This is a genomic window from Pseudomonas sp. NPDC086566 (assembly GCF_050280885.1).
Classification (GTDB): domain Bacteria; phylum Pseudomonadota; class Gammaproteobacteria; order Pseudomonadales; family Pseudomonadaceae; genus Aquipseudomonas; species Aquipseudomonas vlassakiae.
On the sequence record NZ_JBNNWD010000004.1, the window covers coordinates 328,522 to 342,925 of the forward strand.

The following is a 14,404-nucleotide window of genomic DNA, read 5'->3' on the forward strand; positions in this document are numbered from 1 at the left end:
TTTCGTGACACCACCTATTCAAGCCCCAGGAGATCAGCGATGCCCAGCCGTCGTGAACGTGCCAACGCCATTCGTGCCCTCAGCATGGATGCCGTGCAAAAGGCCAACAGCGGCCACCCAGGTGCCCCCATGGGCATGGCGGATATCGCCGAAGTGCTTTGGCGCGACTACATGAAGCACAACCCGAGCAACCCGGACTTCGCCGACCGCGACCGCTTCGTGCTGTCCAACGGCCACGGCTCGATGCTCATCTATTCGCTGCTGCACCTGACCGGCTACGACCTGTCGATCGACGACCTCAAGGCCTTCCGCCAGCTGCACAGCCGCACCCCGGGCCACCCGGAATACGGCTATACCCCAGGCGTGGAGACCACCACCGGGCCGCTCGGCCAAGGCATTGCCAACGCCGTGGGCTTCGCCCTGGCCGAGAAAGTGCTGGCCGCCCAGTTCAACCGTGACGGCCACACCATCGTCGACCACAACACCTATGTGTTCCTCGGCGACGGCTGCATGATGGAAGGTATTTCCCACGAAGTCGCCTCGCTGGCCGGCACCCTGGGCCTGAACAAGCTGATCGCCTTCTACGACGACAACGGCATCTCCATCGACGGCGAAGTGCACGGCTGGTTCACCGACAACACCCCGGCCCGTTTCGAAGCCTACAACTGGCAGGTCATCCGCAACGTCAACGGCCACGATGCCGACGAAATCAAGATGGCCATCGAGACCGCGCGCAAGAGCGACCGTCCGACCCTGATCTGCTGCAAGACCATCATCGGTTTCGGCTCGCCGAACAAGCAGGGCAAGGAAGACTGCCACGGCGCACCGCTGGGCAACGACGAAATCGCCCTGGCCCGCAAGGAACTGAACTGGAACCACGGTCCATTCGAAATCCCGGCCGACATCTACGCCGAATGGGATGCCAAGGCGGCCGGTGCCAAGGCCGAAGCCGACTGGAACCAGCGTTTCGACGCCTACGCCAAGGCCTACCCGGAGCTGGCTGCCGAGTTCAAGCGCCGTGCCAGCGGCGAGCTGCCGGCCGACTTCAGCGAGAAGGCCCAGGCCTACATCAACGAAGTCGCCGCCAAGGGCGAAACCATCGCCAGCCGCAAGGCCAGCCAGAACGCGCTGAACGCCTTCGGCCCGCTGCTGCCTGAGTTCCTCGGCGGTTCGGCTGACCTGGCCGGCTCCAACCTGACCCTGTGGAAGGGCTGCAAGGGCGTAGAAGCCAACGATGCCAGCGGCAACTACGTGTTCTACGGCGTGCGTGAGTTCGGCATGACCGCCATCATGAACGGCGTCGCCCTGCACGGTGGCCTGGTGCCTTATGGCGCGACCTTCCTGATGTTCATGGAATACGCCCGCAATGCCGTGCGCATGTCGGCATTGATGAAGCAGCGCGTGATCCACGTCTATACCCACGACTCCATCGGCCTGGGCGAAGACGGCCCGACTCACCAGCCGATCGAGCAGCTGACCAGCCTGCGCAGCACGCCGAACCTGGACACCTGGCGCCCAGCCGACGCGGTCGAGTCGGCCGTGTCGTGGAAAAACGCCCTGGAGCGCAAGGACGGCCCGTCGGCGCTGATCTTCTCGCGCCAGAACCTGCAGCACCAGGAGCGCGATGCCCAGCAGATCGCCGACATCAGCCGCGGCGGCTACGTGCTCAAGGATTGCGCTGGCGAGCCTGAGCTGATCCTGATCGCCACCGGTTCGGAAGTGGGCCTGGCCGTTCAGGCGCACGCCAAACTGACCGAGCAGGGCCGCAAGGTGCGCGTGGTTTCCATGCCTTGCACCAGCGTGTTCGATGCCCAGGATGCCGCCTACAAGCAGTCGGTGCTGCCGCTGGAAGTGGGTGCGCGTATTGCCATCGAAGCTGCTCATGCCGACTTCTGGTACAAGTACGTCGGCCTGGAAGGTCGTGTCATCGGCATGACCACCTACGGTGAGTCGGCTCCGGCCGCTGCACTGTTCGAGGAGTTCGGCTTCACCCTGGAAAACATCCTGGGTACCGCCGAAGAGCTGCTGGAAGACTGATACAGGCAAGGCGAGGGCCGTAGGCCCTCGTTCGCGGCGCAAGGCCGCTCCCACAGGGTCCGCTTGCATCGCGGTCTTTGTGGGAGCGGCCTTGTGTCGCGAATGGGCCGCATGGCGGCCCCAATAGCCATCATGCGTTAGCGAGCCAACGAATGCCCCACCCGCGTCCCTACAAAGTTGCACTCAACGGTTACGGCCGCATCGGCCGCTGTGTCCTGCGCGCACTGTTCGAGCGAGGGGCAAAGGCCGGTTTCGAGATCGTTGCGCTGAACGACCTGGCCGATCAGGCCAGCATCGAATACCTGACACGCTTCGACTCCACCCACGGGCGATTCCCCGGCGAGGTGAAGGTCGACGGCGACTGTCTGCATATCAATGGCGACTGCGTGAAGGTCATGCGCAGCGCCACCCCTGAAGGCATTGACTGGGCCGCCCTGGGTATCGACCTGGTGCTGGAGTGCTCCGGTGTCTATCACTCCCGCGCCGATGGCCAGCGTTTCCTCGATGCTGGCGCACCGCGCGTACTGTTCTCGCAGCCGATGGCCAGCGAGGCCGATGTCGATGCCACCGTGGTCTATGGCATCAATCAGGAATGCCTGACGGGCCGCGAACGCCTGGTGTCCAACGCCTCTTGCACCACCAATTGCGGCGTGCCGCTGTTGCGCGTGCTGGACCAGGCATTCGGCATCGAGTACGTGCAGATCACCACCATCCACTCGGCGATGAACGATCAGCCGGTGATCGATGCCTATCACCACGAGGACCTGCGCCGCACGCGCTCGGCCTTCCAGTCGGTGATACCGGTGTCCACAGGCCTGGCGCGCGGCATCGAGCGCTTGCTTCCGGAACTTGCCGGGCGAATCCAGGCCAAAGCGGTACGCGTGCCGACCGTCAACGTCTCGTGCCTGGACATCACCCTGCAGACCGCCCGCGACACCAGTGCGGCCGAGGTCAACCGGGTGTTGCGCGAGGCCGCGCAGAGCGGCCCGCTGAAAGGCTTGCTGGCCTATACCGAACTGCCGCACGCCAGCTGTGATTTCAACCATGACCCGCATTCGGCGATCGTCGATGCCAGCCAGACCCGCGTTTCAGGCCCCCGCCTGGTGAACCTGCTGGCTTGGTTCGACAACGAATGGGGGTTTGCCAACCGTATGCTCGACGTTGCCGAACACTATCTGCACGTCGTTCACCCAACCCGCAGCAAACAGCCCTGAAGGACTGCATTCATGACCGTGTTGAAGATGACCGACCTCGACCTGCAAGGTAAACGCGTACTGATCCGCGAAGACCTCAACGTACCTGTCAAGGACGGTGTGGTAACCAGCGATGCGCGTATCCTGGCAGCGCTGCCGACCATCAAGCTGGCCCTGGAAAAGGGTGCGGCGGTAATGGTCTGCTCGCACCTGGGCCGCCCGACCGAAGGCGAGTTCTCTGCCGAGAACAGCCTCAAGCCGGTTGCCGACTACCTGAGCAAGGCCTTGGGCCGTGAAGTGCCGCTGGTTGCCGATTACCTGGACGGTATTCAGGTCAGCGCCGGCGACCTGGTGCTGTTCGAGAACGTACGTTTCAACAAGGGTGAGAAGAAGAACGCCGACGAGCTGGCCCAGAAATACGCCGCGCTGTGCGACGTATTCGTGATGGACGCTTTTGGCACCGCTCACCGTGCCGAAGGCTCCACCCATGGCGTTGCCAGGTTCGCCAAGGTGGCGGCCGCTGGCCCGCTGCTGGCTGCAGAGCTGGACGCGCTGGGCAAGGCCCTGAAAGCCCCGGCCAAGCCGATGGCGGCCATTGTCGCCGGCTCCAAGGTATCGACCAAGCTGGACGTGCTGAACAGCCTGAGCAGCGTCTGCGACCAGCTGATCGTCGGTGGCGGCATCGCCAACACCTTCCTGGCTGCTGCCGGTCACCCGGTGGGCAAGTCGCTGTACGAGCCTGACCTGGTAGAAACCGCCAAGGCCATCGCCGCCAAGGTCAGCGTGCCGCTGCCGGTCGACGTCGTGGTTGCCAAGGCGTTCGCCGAGGACGCCGAAGCTACCGTCAAGGCCATCGCCGACGTTGCCGCCGACGACATGATCCTGGACATCGGCCCGCAGACCGCTGCCAACTTCGCCGAGCTGCTGAAGTCGTCGAAGACCATTCTGTGGAATGGCCCGGTCGGCGTGTTCGAGTTCGACCAGTTTGGCAACGGCACCAAGGTGCTGGCCAAGGCCATCGCTGAAAGTGCAGCGTTCTCCATTGCCGGTGGTGGCGATACTCTGGCAGCCATCGACAAATATGGCGTCGGCAAGGATATCTCCTACATTTCTACCGGTGGCGGTGCCTTCCTCGAATTCGTCGAAGGCAAGGTACTGCCAGCCGTGGCGATCCTGGAAGAGCGGGCAAAAGCCTGACAATGGCGACGCCTGGCAAAGGGAGCGACCTGATGGTCAAGCAATTGCCTGTAATGATTCTGGCCGGCTTGCTGGGCGCCTGCGCCAGCAGCCCGTCTTCGGATGCCGACCCGGCGCAGCCGCCCAAGGGCGGCTGCTACCAGTCCGCGTGGCAGGCCGAGACCGTGCCGGTCATCAGCAAGCGCGTTGGCCCGGACGGCCTGGAAAAGTACGACGAAGAACACCAGCGCCAGGCGCCGGGTTGCCCCTGATGCTGTGCGTTTCGTCGGAGCAGGCAACCAAGTGACCGCTATGTGGTCCTCTAGAGGATGTGTAATGAAAGCGCTACTGGCCTCGATGGCTCTGGCGACACTGGCAGGATGCTCGCTGATACAGCCGGCACCTTCGGCCCCGGCGGACAACTGGACCCGCTGGGTCTGTGACACCCAGGCCGAAGTGCTGTGGCGCTTCGCTGACGCACAGCGGGACCAGGTTGACGTACGCCTCGGCGGCGGTGACCAGGTCTATCGGCTCAAGGCCGAGCCGGGCGCCTCTGGCGCGCTGTACAGCGATGGCGTGCTGGCCTTCCACACCAAGGGCGACGAAGGCCTGGTGTACTGGGTGGCAACCAACGATCTGATTGGGCGGGGCTGCAAGGCACCGTGACTGGCCGGGCCGCGCAGGCGGCCCACACTACTTGAACAGCAACCGCCCCTGCGGCAGGCTTGCACGAAACAAACGACGCTTGTCGGGAGAGAGATACACAATGGCACTCATTAGCATGCGCCAGATGCTGGACCACGCCGCCGAGTTCGGTTACGGCGTTCCAGCTTTCAACGTCAACAACCTTGAGCAGATGCGCGCCATCATGGAAGCGGCCGACAAGACCGACTCCCCGGTGATCGTCCAGGCTTCGGCCGGCGCCCGCAAATACGCCGGTGCCCCGTTCCTGCGCCACCTGATCCTGGCTGCCATCGAAGAATTCCCACACATCCCGGTGTGCATGCACCAGGACCACGGCACCAGCCCTGACGTGTGCCAGCGCTCCATCCAGCTGGGTTTCAGCTCGGTAATGATGGACGGCTCGCTGGGTGAAGACGGCAAGACGCCGACCGACTACGAGTACAACGTCCGCGTTACCCAGCAGACCGTCGCCATGGCCCACGCCTGCGGCGTTTCGGTAGAAGGCGAGCTGGGCTGCCTGGGTTCGCTGGAAACCGGCATGGCCGGTGAAGAAGACGGCATCGGTGCCGAAGGCGTGCTGGACCACAGCCAGATGCTGACCGACCCGGAAGAAGCCGCCGACTTCGTCAAGAAGACCCAGGTCGACGCCCTGGCCATCGCCATCGGCACCAGCCACGGTGCCTACAAGTTCACCAAGCCACCGACCGGCGACGTCCTGGCAATCGACCGCATCAAGGAAATCCACAAGCGCATCCCTAACACCCACCTGGTGATGCACGGTTCTTCCTCGGTACCGCAAGAGTGGCTGGCGATCATCAACCAGTACGGCGGCGACATCAAGGAAACCTACGGCGTACCGGTCGAAGAGATCGTCGAAGGTATCAAGCACGGCGTGCGCAAGGTCAACATCGACACCGACCTGCGCCTGGCGTCCACCGGTGCCATGCGCCGCCTGATGGCACAGAACCCGAGCGAGTTCGACCCACGCAAGTTCTTCGGTGAAACCGTGAAAGCCATGCGCGACGTGTGCATCGCCCGTTACGAAGCGTTCGGCACTGCCGGCAACGCCTCGAAGATCAAGCCGATCTCCCTGGAAGGCATGTTCCAGCGCTATCTGAAGGGTGAACTGGCCGCCAAGGTCAACTGATCTCCCAGCGTCAATGAAAAACCCGCAGCGATGCGGGTTTTTTTTATGTGTCGAAAAGGCTGCGCGGCGACCGTTAGTCGGCTACCGTGAAACTAATCAATTGATAGCGATCTGATTGCATTGCTTGTCGCAACTGCAGGTCTAGAGTATCAGCTGGATCCAATAGCAAGTCGAAGTCTGTCAAACAAGAGAAGCAGCATGGATGGCGCTTACCCTGAACCACTGGATGGAAAATCGGTTCTCCTGGTGGTAGACGATTACCCGGAAAACCTGATCAGTATGCGGGCCTTGCTGGCGCGCAACGATTGGCAAGTGCTGACGGCAAGCTCGGGGATGGAAGCCCTGGGAACATTGCTGGAACATGAAGTCGATCTGGTACTGCTCGATGTGCAGATGCCGGAAATGGACGGCTTCGAGGTCGCCCGCCTGATGCGCGGCAGCCAGCGAACCCGGCTGACCCCGATTATCTTCCTCACCGCCAACGAGCAGTCCGATGCCGCCGTGCTCAAGGGCTATGCCAGTGGTGCGGTGGATTACCTGTTCAAACCGTTCGATCCACAGATTCTCAAGCCCAAGGTGCAGGCGCAGCTCGACCAGCAGCGCAGCCGGCGCATGCTGCAGCAGCTGACCCGCGAGCTGGAGGCTGCCCGTGCATTCAACGCTTCGATCCTGGAAAATGCCGCCGAAGGCATCCTGGTGGTCGACGCCGAGGGTGCCATCAGCTTTGCCAACCCGGCGATCTCGCGCTTGCTGCAGAGCTCGGTGGAACACTTGCAGGGTGCCCAACTGCTCGATCTGCTGCAATTGGCCAATGCCACCTTGTGGAGTGAGTCCGAGTTTCGCAACGCCTACCTCGCACGGCAGATCGTGCGGGTGCATGATGCCCACCTGCGCACGCCCGGTGGCCAGCTGGTACCCGTTGCGCTGTCATGCGCGCCGTTACCGGCGGAGCAGCAGGCCATGGTGGTCACGGTGCTGGACATGTCGGTGGAGCGTAACCTGCATCAGCAACTCGAATACCAAGCGGTGACCGACCCTCTGACCGGCTTGCTCAACCGTCGTGGTTTCTACCAGGCCGCCGAAGGCGCGTTGCTGCGCGGCGAGCGCTCGAACAAGGCCCAGGCCCTGATGTACATGGACCTCGATGGCTTCAAGCGGATCAATGATTCGCTGGGCCACGAAGCGGGTGACCGGGTGCTGCTCTGGGTGGCCGAACAGATCAAGGAATGCCTGGGCAGCGAGGCGCTGCTGGCACGCTTGGGCGGCGATGAGTTCACCGCATTGTTCGACGGCCTGCCGTACCCGGAGCAGGCCGGGCGCTATGCCGAAAAACTGCTCGAGCGGGTGTCGATCCAGCAGCAGGTGGACGGCATCGACATCTGCCTGGGCGTCAGCATCGGCATCGCCACTTTCCCCGACTGCGGGGGTAATGTCGAAGGCCTGCTGCGCGCGGCCGACACGGCGATGTATGCAGCCAAGCAGGCAGGTCGCCAGCAATACCGCTTCTATGACCAGGAACTCAATGGCCGCGCCCGCTCGCGGTTGATGCTTGAAGACAGCGTGCGCAATGCCATCGAGGTGCAGGACTTCAGCCTCGTCTATCAACCGCAGGTGGCCTTTGCCGATGGCAGGCTACGGGGCTTCGAGGCGCTGCTGCGCTGGCAGCACCCAAGTGTTGGCGATGTGCCGCCCGGGCTGTTCATACCCTTGCTGGAAGAGGCTCGGCTGATCAACCGCCTGGCCAGCTGGATCTACCGCCAGGGCGCTGCTCAGCGCCAGGCCTGGTGCCAGCGTTTCGACCCGGAGCTGGTGTTGGGTATCAGCCTGAGCCGCGCACAATTCTCCATGCCCAGCCTGGCCGATGAACTGCAGCGGGTGATACAGGATTATCATCTCGACCCGTCGCAACTGGAGGTCGAGGTCGCCGAGACCTCGCTGATGTACAACATCGACGCGGCGATCAAGCAGATTCACCGCCTGCGCGAACTGGGCGTTCGCGTGGCGCTGGACGATTTCGGCGCGGGTGACTGTTCGTTGCGCATGTTGCGCGACCTGCCCATCGACACCTTGAAGCTGGACCGCCATCTGGTGGCACGTCTGCCAGATTCGGCAGCGGATGCCGCATTGGTGCGAAGCGTCATCGTCCTGTGTGCAGACTACGGCATCACCGTGATCGCAGAAGGGGTCGAAACGCAGGCCCAGGCTGCGTGGCTGAAGGCAAACGGTTGCGCCTACGTCCAGGGTTTTCTGGTTGCGCACCCGATGACAGCGGCGGATGCCACTGGCTTCCCGGTGATTTTTCCCTGGCTGCTGCCGTGATTGGCTAGAATCGGCATTCGTTACGCCGAATGCCACGCCATGACCGTATTACGCTATTTGCAAGCCTACCCACCGCACCTGCAGGAGCAGGTGCGGCAGATGATCGACAGCGACCGCCTGGGCGAGTACCTGCAGCGCCGCTACCCGGGCCGCCATGACGTGCAGAGCGACAAGGCGCTGTACGGCTATGCCCAGGACTTGCGCCAGCAATACCTGCGCAGTGCGCCAAACCTGGACAAGGTGCTGTTCGACAATCGCCTGGACCTGACCCATCGGGCCCTGGGGCTCAATACCGCAGTTTCGCGGGTGCAGGGCGGTAAGCTGAAGGCAAAGAAGGAAATCCGCATTGCCTCGCTGTTCAAGGAGGCAGCGCCCGAGTTCCTGCGCATGATCGTGGTGCACGAACTGGCGCACTTGCGCGAGCGCGATCACAACAAGGCGTTCTATCAGCTCTGCCAGCACATGGAGCCGGCCTACCACCAACTGGAATTCGACCTGCGCGTCTACCTGACCTACCGGGAGTTGCCAGGCAACCTGTAAGGATCACGCAGCATGGATGTGAGCAAGACCAAGAGCAGTTTCTACCGCCGCCTCTACGTGGCGTGGCTGATCGATAGCCAGACCGCCACCAGCGTGCCGGCGCTGATGGAGGCCACCGGCATGCCGCGGCGCACGGCACAGGACACTATCGCCGCACTGGCCGACCTGGACATCGTCTGCGAGTTCGAGCAGCAGGAAGGCGCACGCAACCATGCCGGGCATTACCGCATCCATGACTGGGGGGCGATAGACAAGCAGTGGATCATCCGGCACCTGCGGCAGATCAGGGCAGTACTGGGGTATCCATGACCTTGCGCATGCCGATATGCGGGATGTCATCCTCGAGGTATTGCTCGCCCACCACGGCAAAACCGTGCTGGGCATAAAACCGTTGCAGGTGTGCCTGCGCCGACAGATACACCGGTGTCCCGTGCCAGCAATGCCCGGCTGCTTCCAGCCCTTTCAGCAGCAGCGGATGGCCGAGTTTCAGCGCGCGCGCCTCGGGCGAGGTCACTACCCTGCCGATTACCACATCGCCGCCCTGCGACTGCGGATCGAGCAGGCGCAGGTAGGCCACCAGCTTGTCATCCTGCCAGCCCATGAGATGCAGGGTGTCGCCCTTCAGGTCCTGGCCATCGACTTCCTGGTAGGCGCAGCGTTGCTCGACCACGAACACGGCGGTCCGGAGTTGCAGGATGGCGTAGAGCTCATGCGTGTCGAGGTCGGAGTGGTGCTTGCAAAGCCAGTGGATGGACATGGTGGTAACTCCTCGAAATGGATGGCCGATCATCGCAAATTTCCCCGCCTCGGCCAAAATAGAGGCTAAATGACATCATTGGCCGCTGCCCGAATAGCAGCCTTTGTGTATTCTCATCTGCGCGTCGCCTTCCTCAGCGTGTGTCTTCCACTGCAAAAGGACTTCTGCATGCGGCCACTGCTTCGCATGTTGGGCTTGCTGGGCATGTTCCTGGCAGCACCTGTATTCGGCCAGGACAAACTGCGTCTGGTGGCCGACACCTGGCCGCCGTTCACCGACAGCGCCATGCCAGGTGGCGGCCTGGCGACCAGCCTGGTCACAACGGCGCTGGCCCGCGCGGGGTACGCCAGCAGCTACGAGGAAGTGCCTTGGGCGCGAGCGTTGATGGGCATCGGCGAAGGGCGCTACGACGTGCTGATCAACGCTTGGTACAACGACGCGCGCCAGCAGATCGGGCAGTTTTCCAAGGGTTACCTGACTAACCGCATTCGCCTGCTCAAGCGCAAGGGCGACACGTTCCGCTATAAAAGTCAGGGCGATCTTTATCCCTACAGCATCGCGGTGGTGCGCGACTACGCCTATTCACCCGCTTTCGACGGTGATGCCCGCTTGCACAAGGTGGCGGTGCGCAACTTCTCCACCGCGGTGCGCATGCTGGCAGCCGGCAGAGTGAACCTGGCCGTGGAGGACGAATACGTGGCGCGCTACAACCTGCAGCGCGAGCCGCAAGACGTGCGCGATGGCGTGACCTTGGTGGAGCCGCCGCTGGCGGAGAATACCCTGCATATTCTGGTGAGCCTGAAACACCCCGACCACCAGCAGATCGTCGAACGGTTCGAGCAGGCCATTGCAGGGATGAAGGCCGATGGTAGCTATGCGCGGCTGCTACGCCAGCATGGCTTCTGACCTCTACCGCCTGTTCTGGGCCCTTCGCGGTCTTGCCCGCGAAGAGGCCGGCACAGGAAAACTCAGGCTGACGGTGCCTCTTTGACGAGGTGGGCGGCCAAGGTCCGCAACGGCGCCAGCTGCCGGCAGATCAAGGCCAGCTGTGTCTGCACCAACCGCTGGTGCTCATCCAGTTCTTCCGGCATCTGCTCCAGGGCGGCGGCCAGCGATTCTTCGGCATCACTGTGAATCGCAACCGGCAGCCGTGCAGCCAGGCCATTGGCAATCTCGTCCAGGCTATTGGCCAGACTTTGCGCAGCACCATCGATCAACTGCTCCTGCACCTCTGCCGGCAAGGCCGTGTCGCGGTGCGCGCCCAACCCTGACAGGTAGCTGAGCAAGGTGTGCGACAGCACCAGGAAGCGGAAGCCCACATCGGCCTCCTTACGGAAATGCCCCGGTTCCATGAGCATGTTGGCCAGGGTGGTCGACAGCGCCGCATCGGCGTTGTGGGCGTTGCGCCGGGCCAGGCGGTAGGCGAGGTCGTCGCGCTTGCCATGGGCGTACTGCTGCATGATCTGGCGCAAGTACACGCTGGCGCAGGCCAGGGTGTTGGCCAGCGCCTTGTTCAGGCGGCGGCCCTGCCAGTCGGGCAGGAACAGGAACACCGCGAGGATGGCGATCAGGCTGCCGACCAAGGTATCGAACAGGCGTGGCAGGAACAGGCCGTAGCCATCGCCGATCTGGTTGAAGCAGAACAGCACCATCAGCGTGATCGCTGCGGTGGCCAAGGTGTAGCGGGTGGTGCGGTTGACGAAGAACACCACCCCGGCAGCCACCGCGAACAGCGACTGGATGACCGGGTTGGGGAACAGGTCGAACAGCGCCCAGCCGACAGTCAGGCCGATCGCGGTGCCGAAGATCCGTTGCACCAGCTTGCGCCGGGTGGCGCCATAGTTGGGCTGGCAGACGAACAGCGTGGTGAGGATGATCCAGTAGCCCTGGGTCGGGTGGATCAGGTGCACCATGCCGTAACCGATCGACAGCGCCAGCGGCAGGCGCAGGGCGTGACGGAACAGCAGTGAGGTCGGTGTCAGCTGGGTGCGCAAGCGTGTCCACACGTCCTTCAGGTTGCGTGGTGAGCGGTCGAGCAGGCTGCTGTCACTGGCGTCGGCCAGGCTGTCTGGGTTGCTGGCAGCGCTGAGCAGGCGGTCGAGGGTCGCCAGGTTGCCAGCCAGGGCGCGCAGCGAACGCAGCAGGCTGCGCCAGGCCGGGTTGCTCTGGATGCGCAGGTGTTCAAGCGAGGCGTTGAGATCTTCCAGGGCCTCGGCGAATCCACTGGCCAATACGAACGGCTGGCGCAGGCGGATCGAGCGCGCCAGTTCCTGGCAGGAGGCCCCCTGTTTACGCAGCAGGCGCTGACAGCGGAACATCACATCACTGTGGAAGAACGCTTCGGTCAGGGCGTTGTAAGGGTAGTGCGAAGCGCTGACCCGTTCGTGGATGTCCTGGGCCAGGAAATACAGCTTGAGGTAGCGGCTGACCTTGGAGTTCGGCTGGCTGTTGCCGACCCGGTGCAGGATGATTTCCTTGGCCGCGTTGAGCGCCGCCACCACCTTGCCGTTCTGCCGGGCCAGTTCCAGGCGCTGGGCCTCGACATCGAGGTTGCGGATCGGCTCGAACAGGCTGGCCTTGAGCTTCAGGTAGCTGCCGAGTTCGAAGAACAGCTTGGCCAGGCTCTGCTGCACCGGCTGGTTGGAAAACAGCGCCTGCCACAGCACCGAAAGCAGGCCGTACCAGGCGGCGCCTGCCACCAGCAGCATCGGCTCGTGCCAGAAGTCGCTGACCTGGCCGCCACGCTGGTCCACGCCGATCATGGTGTACACCGAGGTGATCAGCGTCGCCGAAGCAATCGCGCCATAGCGCTCGCCCAAGGCGCCGAGCATGGTCAGGCCGAACGCTGCCAACGCCAGCGCGGCGACGAAGATCCACGGGTAGGGGAACAGCAGCTCGACAGCCAGCGCTGCGATGGCAAAACAGGGAAGGGTAACGGCCAGGGCGCTGAGGCGGCCTTGCCAACTGTCGTCGGTCTCGGCCAGGGCGCTGGCGATGATGCCGAGGAACAGTGGAATCAGCAGTGCCATCTCGTTCTGGTACCAGCACAGGGCCAGGCTGCCGGTGAGGGCGATGGTGACCCGGATGCTGTAGCTGAACTTGTCTTGGCCCCACAGGCGACGCAGTGACTGACTGAACGAACTCGATGACATGATGGCCTGCTAGGCAGTGATCGAATGAATGCATTGCAGCACGGCCAGCAAGAAGCGTTCCGTGCTGCTGAATGGATTCTACTCTACACGAACTGCGCAGCGGCGTTGGCGGATGCCCAGGCCCACTGGAAATTGAAACCGCCCAGATGGCCGGTAACGTCGAGCACCTCGCCGATGAAATACAGGCCGGGGCTTTTCAGCGATTCCATGGTCTTGGATGACACTTCGCGGGTGTCGACCCCGCCGAGGGTCACTTCCGCCGTGCGGTAGCCCTCGGTGCCGGCCGGCACCACTTGCCAGTTCGCCAGTTTTTCGGCGATCTGCGCCAGTTCCCCCGGGGTGTACTGCTTCATGGGGCGGGACTCGAACCACTGCTCGGCCAGCAGGTTGGCCAGCTTGCGGGTGAACACCTCGCCCAGCACGGTCTTCAGTTCGGCGTTGGCACGTTCGGCCTGCATCTGCTGCAACCAGGCCAGCGCATCGCGATCGGGCAGCAGGTTGATTTCCACTGTATCGCCGGCTTCCCAGAACGACGAGATCTGCAGGATCGCCGGGCCGCTGAGGCCGCGATGGGTGAACAGCAGGTTTTCGCGGAAGCTGGTGCCGTTGCAACTGGCAGTGCAGTCCAGCGAAGTGCCCGACAATTCGGTGCACATTGCCTTGAGTTGGGGCTCGGTAATGGTGAACGGCACCAGCCCGGCGCGGGTTGGCAGCAGGGTGTGGCCGAATTGGCGGGCCACCTGGTAACCGAAACCGGTGGCGCCCAGGGTCGGGATCGACAGGCCGCCAGTGGCGATCACCAGCGACTGGCAGGCGAACTGGCCGCCGCTGGTCTGCAGCAGGTAGCCTGCTTCGGTTTTCTCGATATGTTCGATGCTGGTGTGCATGCGGATTTCGGCCCCCGCGTCGTCGCATTCGGCCAACAGCATGTCGAGGATGTCGCTGGCCTTGTTGTCGCAGAACAGCTGGCCGAGCTTCTTCTCGTGGTACGGCACGCCATGCTTGCTCACCAGTTCGATGAAGTCCCATTGGGTGTAGCGGGCCAGGGCCGACTTGCAGAAGTGCGCGTTCTGCGAGAGGAAGTTGGCCGGCTCGGTGTACAGGTTGGTGAAATTGCAGCGCCCGCCGCCGGACATCAGGATCTTCTTGCCGGGCTTGTTGGCGTGGTCGAGCAGCAACACCCGGCGGCCGCGGCGAGCGCTGAGCTGGGCGCACATCAGGCCGGCGGCGCCGGCGCCGAGGATGATCACGTCGGTGGAGTGCACGGTGTTACCTCTTCAGAATTACCGGGGCTGCTTTGCAGCCCTTTCGCGACACAAGGCCGCTCCTACAGGAATATGCGATCCCTGTAGGAGCGGCCTTGTGTCGCGAAAGAGCCGCGAAGCGGCCCCAAAATAGG

The 14,404-nt window shown here is 63.2% G+C and carries 13 protein-coding genes; 10 read left to right on the top strand and 3 right to left on the bottom strand.

Going from position 1 to position 14,404, the window contains the following annotated elements; genetic code table 11:
• Positions 1-39 precede the first annotated feature (39 nt).
• From tkt to ACQKPS_RS11480, 9 genes are all read left to right on the top strand, one after another.
• Positions 40-2,037, top strand: a complete 1,998-nt coding sequence (tkt, locus tag ACQKPS_RS11440) for a transketolase (RefSeq protein WP_427604083.1) — start codon at positions 40-42, stop codon at positions 2,035-2,037.
• Between the two features lie 152 nt (positions 2,038-2,189).
• Positions 2,190-3,251 carry an erythrose-4-phosphate dehydrogenase gene (epd, locus tag ACQKPS_RS11445; RefSeq protein ID WP_283724886.1) on the top strand — a complete coding sequence of 354 codons (1,062 nt, stop codon included), beginning with the start codon at positions 2,190-2,192 and terminating at the stop codon, positions 3,249-3,251.
• A gap of 12 nt (positions 3,252-3,263) precedes the next feature.
• The gene (locus ACQKPS_RS11450; protein WP_254482814.1) at positions 3,264-4,427 is read left to right on the top strand and encodes a phosphoglycerate kinase; all 1,164 of its coding nucleotides are present in this window, start codon (positions 3,264-3,266) and stop codon (positions 4,425-4,427) included.
• A gap of 32 nt (positions 4,428-4,459) precedes the next feature.
• Positions 4,460-4,678, top strand: coding sequence for a hypothetical protein (locus ACQKPS_RS11455; protein WP_427604085.1), 219 nt, complete (start codon positions 4,460-4,462; stop codon positions 4,676-4,678).
• 64 nt (positions 4,679-4,742) lie between these two features.
• The gene (locus ACQKPS_RS11460; protein WP_186601691.1) at positions 4,743-5,072 is read left to right on the top strand and encodes an MliC family protein; all 330 of its coding nucleotides are present in this window, start codon (positions 4,743-4,745) and stop codon (positions 5,070-5,072) included.
• Between the two features lie 100 nt (positions 5,073-5,172).
• Positions 5,173-6,237 (top strand): class II fructose-bisphosphate aldolase, encoded by a 1,065-nt coding sequence (gene fba / locus ACQKPS_RS11465; RefSeq protein WP_008093958.1) that lies wholly within the window; start codon positions 5,173-5,175, stop codon positions 6,235-6,237.
• Between the two features lie 198 nt (positions 6,238-6,435).
• Positions 6,436-8,556: a putative bifunctional diguanylate cyclase/phosphodiesterase gene (locus ACQKPS_RS11470; RefSeq protein ID WP_313200726.1), complete on the top strand. Its 2,121-nt coding sequence runs from the start codon at positions 6,436-6,438 to the stop codon at positions 8,554-8,556.
• Between the two features lie 39 nt (positions 8,557-8,595).
• Entirely contained in the window at positions 8,596-9,096 is a 501-nt protein-coding gene (locus ACQKPS_RS11475) for a M48 metallopeptidase family protein (protein ID WP_027920691.1), read from the top strand.
• Positions 9,097-9,108: 12 nt separating this feature from the next.
• Positions 9,109-9,405 (top strand): winged helix-turn-helix domain-containing protein, encoded by a 297-nt coding sequence (locus tag ACQKPS_RS11480; protein WP_283724883.1) that lies wholly within the window; start codon positions 9,109-9,111, stop codon positions 9,403-9,405.
• Here the strand turns inward: ACQKPS_RS11480 and ACQKPS_RS11485 are convergent.
• Complete coding sequence (locus ACQKPS_RS11485; RefSeq protein WP_254482822.1) at positions 9,380-9,853, bottom strand: GNAT family N-acetyltransferase; 474 nt, start codon at positions 9,851-9,853, stop codon at positions 9,380-9,382. The genes ACQKPS_RS11480 and ACQKPS_RS11485 overlap by 26 nt on opposite strands.
• A gap of 168 nt (positions 9,854-10,021) precedes the next feature.
• Here ACQKPS_RS11485 and ACQKPS_RS11490 point away from each other — a divergent pair, with 168 nt between their 5' ends.
• Positions 10,022-10,759 (top strand): substrate-binding periplasmic protein, encoded by a 738-nt coding sequence (locus ACQKPS_RS11490; RefSeq protein ID WP_427604089.1) that lies wholly within the window; start codon positions 10,022-10,024, stop codon positions 10,757-10,759.
• 62 nt (positions 10,760-10,821) lie between these two features.
• Here the strand turns inward: ACQKPS_RS11490 and yccS are convergent, their stop codons facing one another.
• Positions 10,822-13,005, bottom strand: coding sequence for a YccS family putative transporter (gene yccS / locus ACQKPS_RS11495; RefSeq protein WP_427604091.1), 2,184 nt, complete (start codon positions 13,003-13,005; stop codon positions 10,822-10,824).
• Positions 13,006-13,088: 83 nt separating this feature from the next.
• On the bottom strand, positions 13,089-14,270 hold the full coding sequence (locus tag ACQKPS_RS11500; RefSeq protein WP_254482825.1) for an NAD(P)/FAD-dependent oxidoreductase: 1,182 nt from the start codon (positions 14,268-14,270) through the stop codon (positions 13,089-13,091).
• Between the last annotated feature and the right edge of the window lie 134 nt (positions 14,271-14,404).

Bases quoted from the DNA above. Each gene is read 5' to 3' on its own strand.
- tkt (WP_427604083.1), top strand. From the start codon at position 40: ATGCCCAGCCGTCGTGAACGTGCCAACGCCATTCGTGCCCTCAGCATG.
- fba (WP_008093958.1), top strand. From the start codon at position 5,173: ATGGCACTCATTAGCATGCGCCAGATGCTGGACCACGCCGCCGAGTTC.
- ACQKPS_RS11460 (WP_186601691.1), top strand. From the start codon at position 4,743: ATGAAAGCGCTACTGGCCTCGATGGCTCTGGCGACACTGGCAGGATGC.
- ACQKPS_RS11455 (WP_427604085.1), top strand. From the start codon at position 4,460: ATGGTCAAGCAATTGCCTGTAATGATTCTGGCCGGCTTGCTGGGCGCC.
- epd (WP_283724886.1), top strand. From the start codon at position 2,190: ATGCCCCACCCGCGTCCCTACAAAGTTGCACTCAACGGTTACGGCCGC.
- ACQKPS_RS11475 (WP_027920691.1), top strand. From the start codon at position 8,596: ATGACCGTATTACGCTATTTGCAAGCCTACCCACCGCACCTGCAGGAG.
- ACQKPS_RS11470 (WP_313200726.1), top strand. From the start codon at position 6,436: ATGGATGGCGCTTACCCTGAACCACTGGATGGAAAATCGGTTCTCCTG.
- ACQKPS_RS11480 (WP_283724883.1), top strand. From the start codon at position 9,109: ATGGATGTGAGCAAGACCAAGAGCAGTTTCTACCGCCGCCTCTACGTG.
- yccS (WP_427604091.1), bottom strand. From the start codon at position 13,005: ATGTCATCGAGTTCGTTCAGTCAGTCACTGCGTCGCCTGTGGGGCCAA.
- ACQKPS_RS11490 (WP_427604089.1), top strand. From the start codon at position 10,022: ATGCGGCCACTGCTTCGCATGTTGGGCTTGCTGGGCATGTTCCTGGCA.
- ACQKPS_RS11485 (WP_254482822.1), bottom strand. From the start codon at position 9,853: ATGTCCATCCACTGGCTTTGCAAGCACCACTCCGACCTCGACACGCAT.
- ACQKPS_RS11450 (WP_254482814.1), top strand. From the start codon at position 3,264: ATGACCGTGTTGAAGATGACCGACCTCGACCTGCAAGGTAAACGCGTA.